This window comes from Xanthomonas arboricola, assembly GCF_002940665.1.
Classification (GTDB): Bacteria; Pseudomonadota; Gammaproteobacteria; order Xanthomonadales; family Xanthomonadaceae; genus Xanthomonas; species Xanthomonas arboricola_B.
The window spans coordinates 286956-304270 of the sequence record NZ_MIGY01000003.1 but is presented as its reverse complement, the minus strand read 5'-3'; the positions used below and the strand labels follow the sequence as shown (position 1 = coordinate 304270).

Annotated in this window: 18 protein-coding genes; 5 read left to right on the top strand and 13 right to left on the bottom strand. The window is 67.2% G+C overall.

The genetic code is table 11. From position 1 onward, the window contains the following. Nucleotides 1–11: 11 nt before the first annotated feature. From XarjCFBP7645_RS14905 to XarjCFBP7645_RS14895, 3 genes are all read left to right on the top strand, one after another. Nucleotides 12–620 (top strand): HD domain-containing protein, encoded by a 609-nt coding sequence (locus XarjCFBP7645_RS14905; RefSeq protein ID WP_104538158.1) that lies wholly within the window; start codon nucleotides 12–14, stop codon nucleotides 618–620. A 62-nt stretch (nucleotides 621–682) separates the two neighbouring features. Then, nucleotides 683–865 carry an oxidoreductase-like domain-containing protein gene (locus XarjCFBP7645_RS14900; protein WP_080959912.1) on the top strand — a complete coding sequence of 61 codons (183 nt, stop codon included), beginning with the start codon at nucleotides 683–685 and terminating at the stop codon, nucleotides 863–865. 69 nt (nucleotides 866–934) lie between these two features. Beyond that, nucleotides 935–2308 carry a virulence factor gene (locus XarjCFBP7645_RS14895; RefSeq protein ID WP_104538157.1) on the top strand — a complete coding sequence of 458 codons (1374 nt, stop codon included), beginning with the start codon at nucleotides 935–937 and terminating at the stop codon, nucleotides 2306–2308. A 484-nt stretch (nucleotides 2309–2792) separates the two neighbouring features. Here the strand turns inward: XarjCFBP7645_RS14895 and mprF are convergent, their stop codons facing one another. Continuing rightward, nucleotides 2793–5357 carry a bifunctional lysylphosphatidylglycerol flippase/synthetase MprF gene (gene mprF / locus XarjCFBP7645_RS14885; protein ID WP_104538155.1) on the bottom strand — a complete coding sequence of 855 codons (2565 nt, stop codon included), beginning with the start codon at nucleotides 5355–5357 and terminating at the stop codon, nucleotides 2793–2795. Between the two features lie 261 nt (nucleotides 5358–5618). On the opposite strand from mprF, the gene XarjCFBP7645_RS14880 reads away from it, so the two are divergent. Together XarjCFBP7645_RS14880 and XarjCFBP7645_RS14875 are read left to right on the top strand one after the other, a co-directional pair. Further along, complete coding sequence (locus XarjCFBP7645_RS14880) at nucleotides 5619–6326, top strand: DUF998 domain-containing protein (protein ID WP_104538154.1); 708 nt, start codon at nucleotides 5619–5621, stop codon at nucleotides 6324–6326. Nucleotides 6327–6337: 11 nt separating this feature from the next. After that, nucleotides 6338–6685: a RidA family protein gene (locus tag XarjCFBP7645_RS14875; protein WP_104538153.1), complete on the top strand. Its 348-nt coding sequence runs from the start codon at nucleotides 6338–6340 to the stop codon at nucleotides 6683–6685. 236 nt (nucleotides 6686–6921) lie between these two features. Here the strand turns inward: XarjCFBP7645_RS14875 and XarjCFBP7645_RS14870 are convergent, their stop codons facing one another. The 12 genes from XarjCFBP7645_RS14870 to rnfB form a co-directional block, all read right to left on the bottom strand. Continuing rightward, nucleotides 6922–7992 (bottom strand): SAM-dependent methyltransferase, encoded by a 1071-nt coding sequence (locus tag XarjCFBP7645_RS14870; RefSeq protein WP_104538152.1) that lies wholly within the window; start codon nucleotides 7990–7992, stop codon nucleotides 6922–6924. Nucleotides 7993–8009: 17 nt separating this feature from the next. Beyond that, entirely contained in the window at nucleotides 8010–8792 is a 783-nt protein-coding gene (locus XarjCFBP7645_RS14865; RefSeq protein ID WP_104538151.1) for a DUF1295 domain-containing protein, read from the bottom strand. Beyond that, complete coding sequence (locus tag XarjCFBP7645_RS14860; RefSeq protein ID WP_104538150.1) at nucleotides 8789–9334, bottom strand: DUF2878 domain-containing protein; 546 nt, start codon at nucleotides 9332–9334, stop codon at nucleotides 8789–8791. Before XarjCFBP7645_RS14860 ends, XarjCFBP7645_RS14865 begins: the two co-directional genes overlap by 4 nt. Then, nucleotides 9331–10626 (bottom strand): SAM-dependent methyltransferase, encoded by a 1296-nt coding sequence (locus XarjCFBP7645_RS14855; protein WP_104538149.1) that lies wholly within the window; start codon nucleotides 10624–10626, stop codon nucleotides 9331–9333. Before XarjCFBP7645_RS14855 ends, XarjCFBP7645_RS14860 begins: the two co-directional genes overlap by 4 nt. Next, nucleotides 10623–11528 (bottom strand): DUF1365 domain-containing protein, encoded by a 906-nt coding sequence (locus XarjCFBP7645_RS14850; protein WP_104538148.1) that lies wholly within the window; start codon nucleotides 11526–11528, stop codon nucleotides 10623–10625. The genes XarjCFBP7645_RS14855 and XarjCFBP7645_RS14850 overlap by 4 nt, the downstream gene beginning before the upstream one ends. Next, nucleotides 11528–12778 (bottom strand): NAD(P)/FAD-dependent oxidoreductase, encoded by a 1251-nt coding sequence (locus XarjCFBP7645_RS14845; protein ID WP_104538147.1) that lies wholly within the window; start codon nucleotides 12776–12778, stop codon nucleotides 11528–11530. Before XarjCFBP7645_RS14845 ends, XarjCFBP7645_RS14850 begins: the two co-directional genes overlap by 1 nt. Continuing rightward, entirely contained in the window at nucleotides 12775–13773 is a 999-nt protein-coding gene (locus XarjCFBP7645_RS14840; protein WP_104538146.1) for an acyl-CoA desaturase, read from the bottom strand. The genes XarjCFBP7645_RS14845 and XarjCFBP7645_RS14840 overlap by 4 nt, the downstream gene beginning before the upstream one ends. Nucleotides 13774–14000: 227 nt before the next feature. Beyond that, a complete protein-coding gene (locus tag XarjCFBP7645_RS14835) occupies nucleotides 14001–14828 on the bottom strand; it encodes an anti-sigma factor (protein WP_166775550.1) in 828 nt (275 codons plus the stop codon). After that, a complete protein-coding gene (locus XarjCFBP7645_RS14830; protein ID WP_104538144.1) occupies nucleotides 14825–15388 on the bottom strand; it encodes a sigma-70 family RNA polymerase sigma factor in 564 nt (187 codons plus the stop codon). The genes XarjCFBP7645_RS14835 and XarjCFBP7645_RS14830 overlap by 4 nt, the downstream gene beginning before the upstream one ends. Nucleotides 15389–15446: 58 nt before the next feature. Continuing rightward, on the bottom strand, nucleotides 15447–15815 hold the full coding sequence (locus XarjCFBP7645_RS14825; protein WP_104538143.1) for a DUF4345 family protein: 369 nt from the start codon (nucleotides 15813–15815) through the stop codon (nucleotides 15447–15449). A gap of 85 nt (nucleotides 15816–15900) precedes the next feature. After that, nucleotides 15901–16689, bottom strand: coding sequence for a hypothetical protein (locus tag XarjCFBP7645_RS14820; protein ID WP_104538142.1), 789 nt, complete (start codon nucleotides 16687–16689; stop codon nucleotides 15901–15903). Nucleotides 16690–16883: 194 nt separating this feature from the next. Continuing rightward, entirely contained in the window at nucleotides 16884–17315 is a 432-nt protein-coding gene (rnfB, locus tag XarjCFBP7645_RS14815; RefSeq protein ID WP_104538141.1) for an Rnf electron transport complex subunit RnfB, read from the bottom strand.

Below are 17315 nucleotides of genomic sequence, written 5' to 3'. Positions count from 1 at the left end.
AGCCTGCGCGCATGGACGCCCTCACCACACCGCTGCCATTGCAGCCCCAGCACCTGGCCGCGCTCGAACAGGCCTATGCCACGCCGCCGCGCGCCTATCATCACTTCGGCCATGTGCGTGCGCTGCTGCACCATTACGCCGAGGTCGACGCCGGGCCGGGCTGGCAGCAGCCGGTCGAGGTCTGGCTGGCGGTGCTGTTTCACGATGCGGTGTATCGGCCCGGGCGTAGCGACAACGAAGCGGAATCCGCCAAGTGGGCGGCGGACTGCATCCCGCGCTGGTGGCCGCAGGCGTCGGTGGATCTGCAGCGCGTACAGCGCCTGATTCTGCTGACCGCACGCCACGGACAGCTGCAACCAGCGGACGTGGATGCCGACGCGGCGTTGTTCCTGGATTGCGACATGGCGATCCTGGCCGCACCGGCAGCGGTGTTCGATGCCTATGACGAGGGCATTGCCGCCGAGTACCGTGGGCATGTCCCCAGCCTGCTGTTCCGGCTCAACCGCAGGCGGTTTCTGGCCGGCCTGCTCGAGCGTCCACGCATCTTCCTGAGCGACCACTTCCATGCGTGCTACGACGCTGCGGCACGGGCCAATCTGCGCCGGCGACTGGGGCGCTGACCTGGCACGCTGCGCGCTGTGGTTCATCCAGGCGCTGCCATGGCGCACGCTACAATGCGCGCATGCACGACCGCGCAGCTTCCGATCACGATCCACGCCCGCAGCCGCCTGAGGCGCCTGCTCCCAACGAGTGCTGCGAAAGCGGTTGCCCGTTGTGCGTGCACGATCTGTACGCGGAGGAGCTGGCGCGCTACCGGCAGGCGTTGGCCGCCTGGGAAGCGCGTCAGCGAGCACATGCGCGATAAGCGAAGCGCCGCGCTTCGCGTGGCCGCCTGGACCGATTATCTTTGAACCACTTTTCCCGATGGTGCGACATGCGACGACTTGAGATGTGGAGCGCGCTCTGCGGTGTGGTGGTGTTGACGCTATCGAGCATGGCCACTGCGCAGACCACGCAACCGGTGAGCCACGGCCGCTTCGAGCAGGTGCCGGTGCTGATGCCCAAAAGCGAGCCGCAGCGTGTGGTGATCTGGCTGACCGGCACCGGCAACAACGTCAAGCGCCAGACCCAGGCGGAAAGCCTGCGTGCCGATGGTGCGCTGGTGGCGATGGTGGATACCGCGCATCTGTATGCGGTGCTGCGCAAGGCCGGCGGTACCTGCACGTTCTCGGTCGGCGATGTGGAGAATTTCTCGCGCTATGTGCAGGCCTTCTACCACATCCCCACCTACCGCCTGCCGCTGCTGGTCGGCGACGGCGAAGGGGCCGCCCTGGCCTATGCGATCGCGGCGCAAGCCAAGCCGCATGTGCTGGCCGGCGTGCTGACCGATGGGCTGTGCCCGGCGACGGTGTCCGACCAAGCGATCTGCCAGCCGGGCGTGCGTCCGGGCAGCAACACGCTGCTGCCGGTGCCGTTGCAGATTCCCTGGGTGCTTGCCGGCAGCCAGGACAAGCGTTGCCCGGCCGCGGCCGAGGACGGTTTCCTCAAGCAGGTGCCGCAGGCGCGCACGTTCACGCGTTCGGCGCAGGACGACATCCTGCCGGGCCTGCGCGCGGCGGCACGCTCGCTGGGCGAGCAGAAGGGCGTGGCGCTGCCGCCACCGCCGGGCGGGCTGGAAGATCTGCCGGTGGTGGAACTGCCGGCCAAGCCCGATGGCGATAGCGACGACGACACCTTCGTGATTTTCGTCTCCGGCGACGGTGGCTGGGCGGGCCTGGACGAAGAGGTGGCCGATGCCCTGGCTGCGCAAGGCATCCCGGTGGTCGGCCTGGATTCGCTGCGTTACTTCTGGACCGAGCGCACACCGCAGGGCTTTGCCACCGATCTGGATCGCATCGCACGTTTCTATGCGCAGCGCTGGCAACGTCAGCGGGTGGTGCTGATCGGCTTCTCGCAGGGCGCGGACGTGTTGCCGGCCGCGATCAACAAGCTGCCGGCGCAGACCAAGCAGAACCTGCGCATGACCGCGCTGTTGTCGGTGGGCAAGCTGGCCGATTACGAATTCCACGTCAGCAACTGGCTGGGCTCGGACGACGAAGGCCTGCCGATCGCGCCGGAAGTGCAGCGGCTGCCCGCCGGCACCACCGTGTGCATCTACGGCCAGGACGACCAGGACGCGCTCTGCCCAAGCCTGCCGGCACAGGCGGCCAAGCGGGTCGCGCTGCCGGGTGATCACCACTTCAAGGGCGATTACGCGACCCTGTCCAAGGTGATCATGGAGCAGCTGCACGCGCTGTCGAAGCCGTAAGCAAGCGCGGCATGTCGCCGTTAGGTTCGGCCCCCAGCAGCCCGGCAGGCCCGCGGCATTTCTTTCCGCAACCGACAACAACCGGTGGTGCTTGCGCGGGTGCCGGCGTGGGACCTTGAGCGGCATGGATGCCGCGCCAGAGCCTACAGGGACGTACTTGCGGCGTGTCCCATGCCGGTATACGTGCAAGCGCCCGCAAGAGACCTAAGCACTCGCATGGAAACGCCAGATGTCGTGCACAAGATTGATCGGTGTGCGGAGTCGATCGGCAGCGCGGCGCCGCATCCGGTGTCGGGACACGCCGTGAATCCGTCCGTGGAGGCTCGGTGGCGGCATCCATGCCGCCACACGGTCCCGCCCCCGGACGCGGCACCACGCTCCCAAGATTGCTACGGCTGATCGGCAAGCAATGCCTTCAGGGACACGTGCAAGCGCCCGCAGCAGAGCGAAGCATTCGCATAAAAACCGTAGCTCCGGTGTGGCCTTACTCCTGCCGGCCCGGCTCCACCGAGATCAATCGGGTGACATCCAGCAGCGCCGCCGGCAGATGCATGCCGCCGGGCGCGACCAGATAGCGCGGGCGCCAGGTCGGGGCGAATTTCGACTTGAAGCGGCGCAGGCCGCTGAAGCCATAGAAGCGTTCGCCATGACGTGCGACCAGGCTGGCGAAGCGGTTCCAGCGGCCGGCCAGGCGATGCTCGGCCAGGCCCGACAGTGGCGCCATGCCCAGCGAGAAGCGCGTATAACCGTTGGCTTGCCCCCACAGGAACAGCTCGATGAACAGGAAGTCCATCGTGCCCTTGGGTGCCTGCGCGCTGTGCCGCATCAGGTCCACCGACAGCTCGCCGCCGGCCGGCGCCCACCACACATTGGCGAAGGCCACGATTTCGCCTTCCGCCTCGGCCACTGCCACCGGGAAGCGGCGCAGATAGTCCGCATCGAAGCTGCCCAGCGAGAAGCCTTTTTCTTCGCCGGACTTTTCTTCCAGCCATTGTTCGGACACGTCGGACAGACGCGGCAGTACCGCATCCACCTGTTCGGGCTGCAGCATGCGGAAGGTCAGGCCGCCGCGCTTGCCGCGGTTCCAGGCCTGGCGCAGATCGGCGCGGTCGCGGCCCTCGAGGGTGAAGCCTTCCAGCGGCACGATCGCCTCTTCGCCCAGTTTGACCAGGGTCAGGCCCATATCGAGGTAGGTCTGCCAGTATTTTTCGCCGACCTGGTAGAACACCGGGCGCAGGCCCATATGGTCGGCCTCTTCGCGGAAGCGCCAGATCAGTGCGCGTGCGACCTCCGGCGGGCCGACCGGGTCGCCCATCGAGATCAGCGAGCCGCCGTAACGCTGCATCATCACAAACCCGCGGCCCTGCTCATCGAGCAGGAAGGCCTTGTCGCCGGTCAGCGCCAGGCAGGCCTGGGTGTCAGTACTAATGGCCAGGATCGGCGCCAGCGTCTGCAGGGTCTGCGCATCGGCGGACGGCATCGGGCGGCGGCCGCCACGCAGCAGGCGCGCCATGCCGAACACGATCACGCCCACGCACAGGATCAGCGCCGCGCGCAGCGCACGCGGGGCATTGGCCGAGGTGGCGAATTCCCACCACAGGTCGTTGCTGTATTCGACGTGGCTGTAGACGAAGAACAGCAGCCAGAACGTGGCCACCAGCACCAGGCCGAGGTTGCTCAGCCAGCGCCATGACCAGGCTTCGTCCAGCAGCGCGCCCTGGCGGTAGAACTCGCGGCGTGCCGCCCACAGCGCCACTGCGGCCAGCGCCGCCGACAACGACACCGAGATATGGCTGCCGCGCAACAGCGACAGCGGCGGCAGCAGGATGCACACGCCCAGCGCCAGCACCCAGGCCGCATGGCTGCGACGTTGCAGGCCCTGGCCGATCAGCAGCAGCACCATGCCGCCCAGGCTGACCAGCAGATGCGAGGTTTCGATCAGTGGCAGCGGCGCCACTTCCTGGCGCGCGCGCGGAGTGGGCAAGGTGCCGTCGATGACCAGCGCCGCACCCACCGCAAACACCGCCAGCGCCAGGATCTGCGGCAACCACGGGCGCAAGGCCTTCCATACCGTGCGTGCGGTGCTGGCGCTGGCGCGCACCGGTGCGCCCAGGCCGGAGGCTGCCGCCATCGCCACCGAGATCAGCAGCGGCACGATGTAGTAGGTGACCCGGTAGGCCAGCGCGGCGGCCAGCACCGCGGCGGGGGTGACATGCGGCAGCAGCTTGAGCAGGCTCCACTCGAACACGCCCAGTCCGGCCGGTACGGTGGAGATCAAGCCGGCGACCACCGCCACCAACCAGATCCCGATAAAACCGAAGTAGCCGGTGCCCGGGGCCGGCGGCAGCAGCACGTAGAACGCGGCGGCCGCCAGGCCCAGCTCGACCACGCTGAGTGCGGTCACGCCCAGCACCGTGGTGCGGTCGGGCAGCCAGAAGCGATGACTGCGGATCCCGAATTCGCGGCCCTGTCTGCCGACCAGTCCCAGCATCACGACGTAGCCGACCAGCAAGGCGATGCCGGCGATGCGGATGCCTTGCGCGGTGATCGGCAACGCACGCGCAGCCGCTTCCGGTTCCAGCAGCAGCGCCAAGCCAAGCAGCACCCAGGCGCCGAAGATGAAGCCCAGCGTGCTCATCAGCACCACCTGGCCGATCTCGGCCAGGGTCAGCCCGACGCTGCCATAGCCGCGCAGGCGGACCGCGCCGCCGGTGAGTGCGGCAAACCCCAGCGTCTGTCCCACCGCGTGCGCCATGAAGGCGGTGATGCCCACGCGCGCCGGATGCAGCCGCTTGCCGGTGCGCTTGAGCCCGACCCAGTCGAAGCCCACCAGGCAGGCGTAGCTGCTCAAGCCCAGCAACAAGGTGAGTGCGATCTGGCCGACCCCCAAGGCACGGAAGGCCTGGCGGATCTGCCGATAGCCATGGTCGGTGAACTGCGCCGACAGCGCGTGCAGCGCCATCGCCAGGATCGCCAGGCTGACGATCACCGGCAAGGCGCGGCGCCACCCGCTGGTCGGCGCTTGGGAAGACACGGAAGTATCCGTCATGAGGGAAACGGGATCTGCTGGAGGGGAAGAGGGGCGCATGCACGGGATGTGCCGCGCGGGTGGTTGGTCTGCATGGGCCGGTCGGTGTCAAGGTACATGCAGGGTGGTCGCGTGGGTGCCGAATGAGGTGAACGCAGGGTTCGGTCGCGCCGACAGGTGTCGGCGCAGGACGGCCGCGCGCATCATAGGGCATCGCTGCGCCCACGTGCCGCAGCAGACCGACATGGACACCATGACCGTTGCAACAGAGGCAGACTGTTGATGGATGATCGATACTGCAATGGCAACGCGATGCCAGCCGGGACGTCGTGCCCGCCACGCCGGGCCGGGCAGGCCGGCGCAGTGGCCGCCTGCACGGGCCTGGCCTTCATCGCCTTGATTCTGCTGCTGCAATGGCTGCGCGGTGATCTGGACTGGATCGACGCACAATTGAGCGCATATCTGCACGGGGCCTACGGCCTGCTGTTGCGCACGGCCTATTGCGTGTTGGCTGCCGCGATGGCGTGGATGGCGCTGGGCCTGCAGACGGCACTTGCACCGCCCGCGCGCAGCCGCACCGTGGTGGCGCTGTTCCTGGCGGCGGCGGTGGGCCTGAGCATGGTGTCGATCGGCGATAGCTGGATGCCGGAGCTGGCGCCCGACGCGGCCATGCTGGTGCATTTGCTCTCGGCCGACATGACGTTTCTGTGCGTGATTGCGGCGGTGTTGCTGCAGTCCTGGTACTTCCGCCGCGACCGGATGTGGCAAGGCCACTTCGCCACTGCGTTCGGCCTGGGCCTGAGCGCGTTTGCGGTATTGCTGTTCCACGTCACGGTCACCCGCGCGCCGCTGGGCGTCAGCCAGAAGAGCGCCATCGTGTTGATCGTAGCCTGGATGGTGCGGGTGGGGACGTGGTTGGCGCAGCACGTGCGCGCCGGGGCTGCACGTTTGCCGCATTCGCGGGACAATGCCCGGGTCAATCAACCGTAGGAAGTCTGAAAATGCTGCAGCGATTCGATGCGGGTCCGCGGATGTCGGAAATGACCGTCCATGGCGGCGTGTGCTACCTGGCCGGCCAGATTGCCGAAGACACCAGCCAAGACATCACCGGGCAGACCCGCCAGGTGCTGGGCGAAATCGACAAGCTGCTCGCGCAGGCCGCCAGCGACAAGACCAAGATCCTGCGCGCGGAAATCTTCCTGGCCGACATCGCCGATTTCGACGGCATGAACAAGGCCTGGGACGAATGGGTGCCGCACGGCTTCACCCCCGCGCGCGCCACGGTCGAAGCCAAATTGGCGCGGCCGGAGTGGAAGGTGGAAATCGTGATCACCGCTGCGGCGAGCTGATCGCAGGGCTGCGCGCGGAGCGCGGCTCGATCGCGCGCCGACGCCGTGTCATCTGCGCGCATGCGCTCGGACATGCATCGCGGCGTTGTCTGAAAGACAGTGGCGAAAGCTGATCGCGGGTCGGCTTGGCAGGATCGCCAGCGCGCTCGTCGGCGCACCCCATGAGTGGAACGCCGACATATCGGGCTCCACTCGTGTGGGCCGCCTTGTCGTTTCGACGCGCGCGCGTGCGGCAATCAGCGTTTGACGAAGCGGTAATGCGCCACGCCCCATTCGCGGCCCTGGTCGTAACCGAACAGCTCGGCGCAGGCCAGCCAGAACATCCGCCAGCGCTGCCACCAGCGCTGCGCATCGTCGCCATAGGTCTGCCGCAATAGCGGCATGATCTGCTCGCGGTGGCGGTCCTGATTTTCCAGCCAGGCGTTGGCGGTTTTTTCGTAATGCTCGCCAGACAGCACCCAGCGCTGTTCGATGACCACGTCCTGCTGAAAATGCAGCAGGGTGTCGGCCGCCGGCATCAGCCCACCGGTGAAGAAATGCCGTCCCATCCAGTTGTCTTCGCCGGCCACTTCGAACGGGTAGGCCAGGTCGCGGTGACAGAAGATGTGCACGAACAGCTTGCCGCCCGGCGCCAGCCAACTGCCGACACGCGCCAGCAGCTCGCGGTAATTACGCATGTGCTCGAACATCTCCACCGACACCACGCGGTCGAAGTTGCCCGGCGGCAGCGCCAGCGCGTTGACGTCGGCGGTGATGACCTGCACGTTGTTCAATCCGCGCACCCGGCACTGCTCCAGGATGTGCGCGCGCTGCGGACGCGAGTTGGACACCGCGGTGATGGCGGCGCCGGGATAGCGCTCGGCCATCCACAGGGTCAATGAGCCCCAGCCGCAGCCCAGCTCGAGAATACGTTGGCCGTCGGCCAGTTCGGCGCGCTCACCGTACAGCGCCAGCATGCGTTCTTCGGCCGCATCCAGATCCGGCGTGGTGGCGTCCCAGTAGCAGCTGCTGTACTTGAGCCGGCCGCCCAGGCACAGGGTGAAGAACTGCGGCGGCAGTTCGTAGTGCTGGCGATTGGCGGCATCGGTTTCGATCGCGATGGCGCTGGCACGCAGGCTGTCGATGAAGGTGCGTTGGCGTTCGCCGCTGGCGTCGGCACCGCCGGTGCGCTCATCGCGCAGGCGCTGCGCGCACAGCCGGCGGATGCCGTAACGCAGTGCGGCGTCGGGCAGCACGCCGGATTCGGCCAGCCGGGTGGCGAAGGATTCTTCGGGCAGCGAGGAGGGCGGAACGGTAACGGTGGACATACGACTCTCCAGGCGACTCAGGACGAAGGGGGAAGTGGAAAAAACGCACTGGTGCTGCGCTGATACTGCGCATAGTCCTCACCACGCGAGCGCAGTGCCTGCTGCTCGGTGTAGGGAATGCCGGTGAAGCGATACAGGAATACGAACATCACCACCGGCCCCAGCGCAGCCAGGGCAAGCGGCCACGGCCCGGCACCGACGGCCAGCGCCAGATAGGCGAACCAGTGCACGAACTCGAAGAAGTAGTTGGGATGGCGCGAGTACCGCCACAACCCGCTGCGGCAGGTGACGCCGCGGTTGGCCGGGTTGGCCTTGTGCGCAGACAGTTGCCTATCGGCCAGGGCTTCGCCACCGACCGCGATCAACCACACCGCAATCGCCAGCGTGCTCCACACGCTCCAGTCCGGAGTCGGGTTGCTGGCAGCGGCCAGAAACGGCACACAAAACAGCACCACGACCACCGCCTGCGCCAGGAAGAAGCCCAGGAATTTGCGTTGGTCGCCGTTCCAGTGCTCGCGCAGGGCGCGATAACGGCCATCTTCGTGCGGGTCGCCGAACACGCGCACGCCCAGATGCAACGCCAGGCGCGCGCCCCAGACACCGCCGAGCACGCCCACCAGCACACGCGGCAGCAACGCGCCATCGGACATCCACGCGCAATACGGCGCCGCCACCGCCAGACACGCGGCCCACAGCACATCGACCGGGCCGGCATTGCCGCTGCGGCGTTGCCACAGCCAGCCGATCACCATCACCACGCTCGCAAACACGCCCACATGTAGCAGCGGCCAGGCATTCATTGCAGTTCTCCCCTCAGGTGTGCAGGCGATGGTCGTGCCAGGCGGCGTGCATACAGCGACAACATGCCGCAGGCCACGCCCCAACCGATGCCGACCGCAACCACGGCATGTAGCTGCGGTGGCTGGAATTGCACCGCCTGCCAGCTGCGTTGCGCCAACCAGTACGAAAACGGCCCGACGATCGTGCCCAGCAGCACCGCCAGCCACGGGCGCCGCATCACCGGCGCCAGCGAATGATTGAGCGTGAGCGCAAAGCCCAGCCACAGCGCCAGGATCCAGGCCGGCGCCAGCAAGGTGCCCGGCCACGGCGCGGCATAACGCACCCAGCCTGCGGCGGCCAGCGTGGTGTCCAGCAGCAAGCCCAGCGACAGCGCGGCGACCAGCAATTGCAGGTCGCCAGGCGCACGCCGCGACGGCCATAGCTGATACAGCGCGAACAGCGCCAGCACCAGCAGGGCGGGCCAGATGCGCGCCTGCGCAGCGGCGCTGACGGCCACCAGCCATAGCACCTGCAGGCCCAGATAGTTGCCGAGCTGCTTCATGCGTCAACGGGAAGGCCGGGCACGAACTGCGGCGGGCGTGCACCCGGCTTGCTCAGCCATAGATGCACATCGCCGATCGAGCGCTCCAGGAAGCCGGCTTCGCAATAGGCCAGATAGAACTCCCACATGCGGATGAAGCGTTCGTCGTAGCCGAGCGCGCGGACCTGCGCCAGCTGCGCCATGAAGCGCTGCCGCCAGGCACGCAGCGTCAACGCATAGCTTGGCCCGATGTCTTCCAGGTTGAACAGGCGCAGGTCGCTGGCGCGTGCGATCGCGCCGGTCATCGCCGCCACCGACGGAATGAAGCTGCCGGGGAAGATATGCCGCTTGATGAAGTCCACCGAGCGCAGCGCCTGCGCATAGCGATGGTCTTCGATGGTGATGGCCTGGATCAGCGCCTCGCCATCGTCGGCCAGCAGGCTGCCGACCTTGGCGAAATAGGTGTCCAGATACTGGTGGCCGATCGCCTCGATCATCTCGATCGACACCACCCGGTCGTAGCGGCCGTCCAGATCGCGATAGTCGCGCAACACCACGGTGACCCGGTCGCTCAGGCCGGCCGCGGCGACGCGTTGGGTCGCCAGTTCGAACTGCTCGCGCGAAATGGTGGTGGTGGTGACGCGGCAGCCGTGCTCGCGTGCGGCGTGCAGCGCGAAGCCGCCCCAGCCGGTGCCGATTTCCACCACGTGGTGCTGCGGGCCAAGCCGCAGTTTCTGGCAGATGCGTTCGAGCTTGCGCGTGGCTGCGCGCTCCAGTGCGGCCTCGCCCTGGGCTTCTTCGCCCTGGACGAAGATCGCCGAGGAATACATCAGGTTCTCGTCGAGAAACAGGCGGAACAACGGGTTGCCCAGATCGTAGTGCGCGGCGATGTTGCGCCGGCTGCCGCTGCGGGTATTGCGTGCGAATGCATGCAGGCTGCGCATCGCCCAGCCGCCCAGGCGCGCGGAGCCGGTTTCCATCGCATCCAGGCGCTCGCGATTGCGCAGCAGCAGGCGCATCAACGCGACCAGATCGTCGCATTGCCACTGCCCGTCCATGTACGACTCGCCGGCACCGACGCTGCCGTTGAGTGCGGCCTGGCGATAGAAGCCGGGGTCGATGACGCGCAACTGCATCTGCAGCGCATCCGCACCATTGGCGCTGCCGAGGGTGGTGACACCGTCGGCTTCGTGCAGTTGCAACTGTCCATCGCGCAGTTCGCCCAGCGTGGCCAGCAGGCGCTTGCGCAGCAGGCGGTCCGTCCAGGAAGCGGCGCGCGGCGCAGCGGTGTCGGGCAGGGACGTGGCGTTCATCGGGGTTCTCGCACAGGCGGATGAGGATGATCGTGGACCGGGTTGCCGCGCAACCAAAGGCGCAGGGCCTGCCAGTGGATGGCCAGCACCACCTGCACGGTCATCAAGGGGTAGGCCAGCAGCGTGCGCGCCAGCGTGCGCGCGTTGAGCGGCTGGCGTTGCAGGACCAAGGTGGCATCGAAGCGGCACGCGCCGCAATTGCCGTGCGCGCCATCAGCCTCAGGATTGCCAGCCGGCGCGTCGCCGCCAGGTGCATCCAGCACCTCCATGTGCACGCGCAACTGCGCGTCCGGCACGCTGAAACGCCAGTCGTACCGGTGTTGCATGCCCAAGAAGGGCGACACATGGAAGCACTTGTCGAAGCGCCAGGCATGCACGTGGCGATGCGTGCGCGCCTGCGCGACCGGCAGCACATAGGTATGGCGCTGCCGCCAGGGCGTATTGGTGATTTCCGCAACGATCCAGCGCAGGCCACCGTGGCGATCGAAGCAATAGTAGAAGCTGACCGGATTGAACACATGGCCGAAGTAGCGCAGATGCGTAAGCAGGCGGATCGCGCCATCGGGGCGCTCGCCGGTGTGGGTCTGCACGCAATCGCGCACGGCCTGGTCCAGTGGGATATCCGGGTCGCCGAGGTAGTCGCTGCGCCGGAACTGCGCCAGATTGGCGCGCCCCACCGACCACAGCCAGCGTTGCGCAAACACCCGGTCCAGCTCGGACAGATCCAGATACATCAGGAACAGCCGGTAGCGAAATGCCAGCGGCTTGGGCGCAAACCGACGGTGCCGCACCCAGCCGGTGTAGATCGCGCTATGCACCACGTCCGCCACGCTGGCGCTATCGCTGTCTTTGTCCGGAGGCAGCGGTACCGCATCGGGGCTGGCTTCGCGCAGCAGCTGCATCACCAGTCCACTCCCAGGCCACGGGCCACTTCCACGCCGCTGCGCAGGCCATCCTCATGGAAGCCGAAGCCCCAAGCCGCGCCGGCAAACCAGGTGCGCTGTACGCCCTGGATGTCGGCCCTGCGCATCTGCGCGGCGAGAGCGGCCGCGTTTTGTACCGGATGGCGGTAGCGCATGCGCCGCAGCACCTTGTCCGGGGCGATGTCGTGGTCGCGATTGAGGCTGACGATGAACGGCTGCGGCGCATCGATCGACTGCAGGGCGTTCATCCAGTAACTCACCGTGCACGGCGCCTGCGGGTCAGCCGGCACATGCGCATTCCAAGCAGCCCAGGCGCGGCGATCGCGTGGCAGCACGCTGGCGTCGGTGTGCAGGACGGTGTCGTTGTCCTGGTAAGTGATGCCGCCCAGGACTTGCTGCTCGGCCACTGTGGCGTCGCTGAGCAAGGCCAGTGCATCGTCGGCATGGCAGGCCAGTACCACGTTGTCGAAGTGCTCCTCGCCACGCAGGGAACTGAGCAGCACGCCGTGGGGCAAGCGCCGGATCGCATGCACCGGCGTGGACAGGCGTTCGAGCACCTGCCAGCGTCGACGCAGCGCGCGCACGTAGCTGTTGGACCCGCCACGCACTACCTGCCACTGTGGACGCCCGCTGAGTTGCAGCATGTGGTGATTGGCCATGAAGCCGATCAGCTGGCCCATCGGAAATTCAAGGATGCGCTGCGAGGGCGATGACCACAACGCCGAAGCCATCGGCACCAGGTGCTGATCGCGAAACGCCGCCGAATACCCATGCCGCTGCAGATACGCACCCAGCGTGCTGAAGCGCTCCTCGGTGTGCAGCACCGCAGGTGCGTGCCGATAGAAGCGGCGCAGGTCGGCGAGCATGCCCCAGAAGCGCGGGCTGAGCAGATTGCTGCGCTGGCAGAACAGTCCCCCCAGGCTGCCGGCGTTGTATTCGAGCCCACTGCGCGCATCGTGCACCGAGAAACTCATGGTGGTTGGCTGTGCGGCCACGTCCAGCTCGGCGAACATGCGCGTGAGCAGCGGATAGTGCTGCGGGTTGAACACGATGAAACCGCTGTCCACCGCATAGCGTTGGCCGTCCAGCTGGATGTCGTGCGTATGCGTATGCCCGCCAAGATAATCGGCGGCCTCAAACAAGGTGACCTCGTAGCGGCGCGACAACAGCCATGCTGCGCCCAGGCCGGCGATCCCGCTGCCGACCACGGCAATCCTGCCCTCGCTCATCGGCTCACCCGCTCGGCACGTTGCGTGAGCGATTTCGGCATCGGCTTGAGATCCCACACCAATCCCACCCACGACATCGCGGTGAGTCCGTACCAGGTGAGGTCGTACTCCCACCAGCGCAGTCCCTGACGCGCGGAGCCGGGAAAGAAATGATGGTTGTTGTGCCAACCTTCGCCGAAGGTGAGCAATGCTAGCAGCCAGTTGTTGCGGCTGTCGTCGCGCGTCTCAAAGCGCCGGCTGCCGAAGCGGTGTGCCAGCGAATTGATGGTGAAGGTGGCATGGAACAAGGCCACGGTGGAGATCACAAAGCCCCACACCAGCAGCTGCGCACCGTCGGTCTTCAACGCGGGCGCGGCGACCGCCAGCCAGTCGCCGAGCAGATACAACCCCGTTGCCAGCAGCACCGGCATCACGATGTCGAAGCGGTCCAGAAAGCGCAGCTCGGCAAAGCGACGCAGGTCGGGGATGACCTCCCAATCGGTGCGGAAGTTGCGCGGGGTCAGGAACCAGCCAGTGTGGCTCCACCAGAAGCCGTGCTGCGCCGGCGAATGCGGGTCGCGGCCGGTGTCGGTATGGCGATGATGGTTGCGATGATGCGCGGCCCACCACAGCGGCCCGCGTTGCACACAGGTGGCACCGATGGCCGCGAACACGAACTGCAGCACGCGCGAGGTCTTGAAGGCACGGTGCGAGAAGTAGCGGTGATAGAACCCGGTCAGCGCGAACATGCGCAGCGCGTACAAGGCCACCGCCATGCCGACTGCGAACCAGGACGCACCGACCCACAACACCGCCAGGCAAGCCAGATGCAGTGCGATGAAAGGCAGGGCACGCAGCCAGTCGATACGGTCTGCGCGTGCTTCGTCCAGCGGCTCGTCGGTTTGCGAATCCACCCAACGACGCAGACTGCCGGTGCGTGCTGCGAGCCACCCACGCCGACGGGTGTTGGCAGGCTGTGGCGGCGCGGCATGTGGGTCAAAGCCAGTACTCGGCACGCATGGTTCTCCGTGTGTAGTCGTGACCCTTTACGAACGCAGCCGGCAAACAGATGCACCAGCCCGTTTGATCGTCGCATGCGTGCGCGCACTTGGCGTGCCGGTGCGAACGAATCGCGCAACTGCGCACACATTCAACGGTGCAAGCCAGGGTTGACGCGGATGAGGCTGTCGCCCGAAAGCCGCCGCCTGCGACGTGGTCGCAGGCGGCGTCAGGGCGTGCCGGGTCAGGGCGCCATTGCCAGTGTGCTGATGCCGCCCTTGGCCACCACGGTGCCAGTGGCAATGCCGTCCGGTGCGCCGCCTGGCGGCTCCAGCGTGACGGCCAGAATGGCCTCGTTGCTGAGCATGGGCATCAGCTGATCGGGAATCTGCGCGCGGCGTGCACGCTGGTCGTCGAAGGTACCCATCGAATGCGCCTTGCCGTCCGGCGTGATCAGCCACAACTCGGGCACCTTGTCGGCGGTGGCAGTGCGGTCCAGCGGCGTCACCGTGATGGTGTGCTTGTCGGCATCCATCAAGGCGACGTAGCCGGGGCGGCCGTCTTCGGTGGCCAGCGTGGAGGTCATCGCGATGCCGGTCGCTGGCGCGGTGGTCGCAGGCGGCGTGACCGGTGTCTGCACCACCGGACCGGTGCCCGGCGGCGGCTGCACCGGTGCCGGCGGCGTGCGCAGGTTCAACAGCGCCAGCACGCACACTGCAGCAGTGGCCAGGCCACCGGCGCTTGCCCAGCGCCAGAACCGCACGCTGTTCCACACCGCTGTCTTTGGTGGACTTGCCGACGGCGCGGAGGTTACCGCGTGCAACGGTGCATCGAAGCCCAGCGTCTGGCGGATGCGTGCCCAGACCTGGCCGGGCGGCGTCACTGCGGCGATCTCGTCCAGCAACGGCGCAAGATGGTCCTGCCACTGCGTCACTGCCTGGGCGAACTGGCCGTCGGTGGCGACGCGTTGTTCGGCAGCCAGACGCTGGTCGTTGCTGAGCAGGCCCAGCACGTATTCGCCGGCCAGCACGTCGCGCGGCGGTTCCTGGTCGATGGGAAAGGGCGTGCTCATCGTTCCAGACATGCCTTGAGTTTGGCCAGGCCGCGGCGGATCCAGCTTTTGACCGTGCCGATCGGTGTGTCGGTGCGCGCGGCGAGTTCTTCGTAGGTGATGCCGTCGAAAAACGCGGTGCGGATCAATTCGCTGCGCGGCGGCTCCAGCTCGGCCAGGCAATGGTCGATGCGGCGGCGCGTGCTGGCGCGCTCGGTGCGCTCCAGCGGCGAGGCATCGCTGGCGCGCAATTCGCCGGCATCGTCCAGCGCCACATTGCGGCGTTGCGGTGCATTGGCGCGCAGATGGTCGATGGCCTTGTTGCGCGCGATCATCGCCAACCAGGTGAGCCCGCGTGCACGGGTGGGATCGAACTGCCCGGCCTTGTGCCAGATCAGTGTGAACACGTCCTGCAGCACCTCTTCGGCTTCGGCACGTTGCGGGATCATGCGCAGGCAAACGCCGAACAGTTTGGGTGAGGTCTGCCGGTACAGCGCCTCGAAAGCATGCCGGTCGCCGCCCGCGGTGGCGGTCAGCAGTCGTCCGGCTTCATCGTCGTCGTGGCCAGGGATGGCACTCATGCGGTCGGGCGTTTTTTGAGGTGAGGGCGATGCTACCGGACTGTGCTGATGCTGTCCTTCACTTGCGCTGATACCACAGTAGCACTGCCGCGAGCAGCAACAGGATCTCGACCCCTGCCAATGCCACCGTGGGTGCGGAGACCGGCCACAGGCGCGCCAGCGAGACGCTGCGGAACAGCACGATCGGCACGTAGAACGCGAGTGCGACCAGCAGGCCGGTGCGCGGTTGATCGATCCATGCGAAGTAGCCGAACAGGAACGCCATGCCCAGCTGCAGGCCGCCGTAGATGACCAGGTATTCCGATTGCCCGGCCGGCGAGAGCTGGGTGTAACCCACGGCATTGGCGGTCTTGGCCGGCGAGAGCGTGCACCAGATCGCCAGGACGACGTAGAGCACTGCGTTGATCCAGAGGTAGGCCTTGGCCATGGCGATGGTCCTGTAGGGGAAAGGGATGACCGGGCCGTTGTACGCAACCGCGTGTGGTCGAACGTGAAGATGTCAGGTGTCTGGGTCACGGGGCGCTGCAACTCCTGGCCAGCGGCTGCTCGCGCGCCTGGCGCAGCTCATCGGCGCCGACGGCACGCGCAGCGGTGTCCGGAAAAACGATGCGAACATGCGGATAGCGGCCGTGGTCGTCGCGCAGATTGCCCACGCCACGGAATTGCAGCAGACGCTTCTCGGCGATGGCATAACGCACTTCGAGCGAGGGCACCGCCGCGCCGTACCAGGCATCCAGGCTCAAGCGAAACCGGCGCTCGCCGCCGCTATCGCCGATGCGCTCGACACGGAACGCCAGCTGGCGTTGCAGGCTGGGCAGCACGAACTCCACGCGTTGCGGCGCGCTGGCGAGCGCCTCCCAGTTGTTGCGCAGGTAGGCATCGAAGCCGGCATCGATCACGCGCGGGCCGTCGTCGGCCGGCAGTGGCGTGCGCTGCTCGGCCTTGCCGGGCTCCTGCTGGAACATCTCGCGCACGCCGTTGCGTTGCCGCACGCCCTGGCGATAGCCATCGCGGCCGTCGATCAGGCTGAAGTCGGGCGAGCTGCCGCCGCCATCGATCAGCTTGCGCGCAAACGGGCGCCCGTCCGGGCAGCGATACAGCACCACGCGTCCGCCATCGTCGAGCAGCCAGTGCGCCTCGCGATAGCGCAGCGCGCCGCTGTCGCCATCGAAGGCATCGCCATCCACACGGGTGACCGCAGCCGCACTCAGCGGCAGGCCGCCCAGCACCAGCAGCAACAACGGCGGAATCGGCCGGCAGACGGTGGCGAGCGCGGCAAGGGCGGCGGCGAGTGGGCGCATCGGCGGATTCCTCGATGGAGTGCCTACCAATACGAGCGCATCCGCAGCACGGATGCGCCGGACGCGTCAGGACGTTCCCGACAAACAGGGCGTCATTCGCGGCCGATGCCATTGGTCATGGATGGCGTCGCGGTGCGATGCGCGCAACCCTGGCCGGCGCTGGGTCGGATGCTGCATGCCGACTCGCCAGCGTTTCAGCCGCCTGGATGCAGCGCGATGCAGTCCACCGGGCAGGCCGGCAGGCACAGCTCGCAACCGGTGCACAGCGCGGCGATCACCGTATGCATGTGCTTGGCGCCGCCGACGATGGCGTCCACCGGGCAGGCCTGGATGCATTTGGTGCAGCCGATGCAGTCGGCCTCCACGATCCAGGCCACCTGCGGCGGCGTGTGGCTGCCACGGCTGCGGTCGTACGGGCGTGCAGGACGCTGCAGCACGTGCGCCAACGCGCGTGCCCCGGCGTCGCCGCCGGGCGGGCAGTGATCGACGTCGGCCAGGCCCTTGGCCATGGCTTGCGCATACGGGCGACAGCCGTCGTAACCGCACTGGCCGCACTGGGTCTGCGGCAGCAGGCGGTCGAGGCGTTCGACCAGATCGGGCGATGAGGCAGGCGTCGCGATGTGCAT

Bases quoted from the DNA above. Each gene is read 5' to 3' on its own strand.
- XarjCFBP7645_RS14850 (WP_104538148.1), bottom strand. From the start codon at position 11,528: ATGCAGCTGCTGCGCGAAGCCAGCCCCGATGCGGTACCGCTGCCTCCG.
- XarjCFBP7645_RS14865 (WP_104538151.1), bottom strand. From the start codon at position 8,792: ATGAATGCCTGGCCGCTGCTACATGTGGGCGTGTTTGCGAGCGTGGTG.
- XarjCFBP7645_RS14860 (WP_104538150.1), bottom strand. From the start codon at position 9,334: ATGAAGCAGCTCGGCAACTATCTGGGCCTGCAGGTGCTATGGCTGGTG.
- rnfB (WP_104538141.1), bottom strand. From the start codon at position 17,315: ATGCACATCGCGACGCCTGCCTCATCGCCCGATCTGGTCGAACGCCTC.
- XarjCFBP7645_RS14905 (WP_104538158.1), top strand. From the start codon at position 12: ATGGACGCCCTCACCACACCGCTGCCATTGCAGCCCCAGCACCTGGCC.
- XarjCFBP7645_RS14830 (WP_104538144.1), bottom strand. From the start codon at position 15,388: ATGAGTGCCATCCCTGGCCACGACGACGATGAAGCCGGACGACTGCTG.
- XarjCFBP7645_RS14835 (WP_166775550.1), bottom strand. From the start codon at position 14,828: ATGAGCACGCCCTTTCCCATCGACCAGGAACCGCCGCGCGACGTGCTG.
- XarjCFBP7645_RS14845 (WP_104538147.1), bottom strand. From the start codon at position 12,778: ATGAGCGAGGGCAGGATTGCCGTGGTCGGCAGCGGGATCGCCGGCCTG.
- XarjCFBP7645_RS14870 (WP_104538152.1), bottom strand. From the start codon at position 7,992: ATGTCCACCGTTACCGTTCCGCCCTCCTCGCTGCCCGAAGAATCCTTC.
- XarjCFBP7645_RS14825 (WP_104538143.1), bottom strand. From the start codon at position 15,815: ATGGCCAAGGCCTACCTCTGGATCAACGCAGTGCTCTACGTCGTCCTG.
- mprF (WP_104538155.1), bottom strand. From the start codon at position 5,357: ATGACGGATACTTCCGTGTCTTCCCAAGCGCCGACCAGCGGGTGGCGC.
- XarjCFBP7645_RS14900 (WP_080959912.1), top strand. From the start codon at position 683: ATGCACGACCGCGCAGCTTCCGATCACGATCCACGCCCGCAGCCGCCT.
- XarjCFBP7645_RS14895 (WP_104538157.1), top strand. From the start codon at position 935: ATGCGACGACTTGAGATGTGGAGCGCGCTCTGCGGTGTGGTGGTGTTG.
- XarjCFBP7645_RS14875 (WP_104538153.1), top strand. From the start codon at position 6,338: ATGCTGCAGCGATTCGATGCGGGTCCGCGGATGTCGGAAATGACCGTC.
- XarjCFBP7645_RS14820 (WP_104538142.1), bottom strand. From the start codon at position 16,689: ATGCGCCCACTCGCCGCCGCCCTTGCCGCGCTCGCCACCGTCTGCCGG.
- XarjCFBP7645_RS14855 (WP_104538149.1), bottom strand. From the start codon at position 10,626: ATGAACGCCACGTCCCTGCCCGACACCGCTGCGCCGCGCGCCGCTTCC.
- XarjCFBP7645_RS14880 (WP_104538154.1), top strand. From the start codon at position 5,619: ATGGATGATCGATACTGCAATGGCAACGCGATGCCAGCCGGGACGTCG.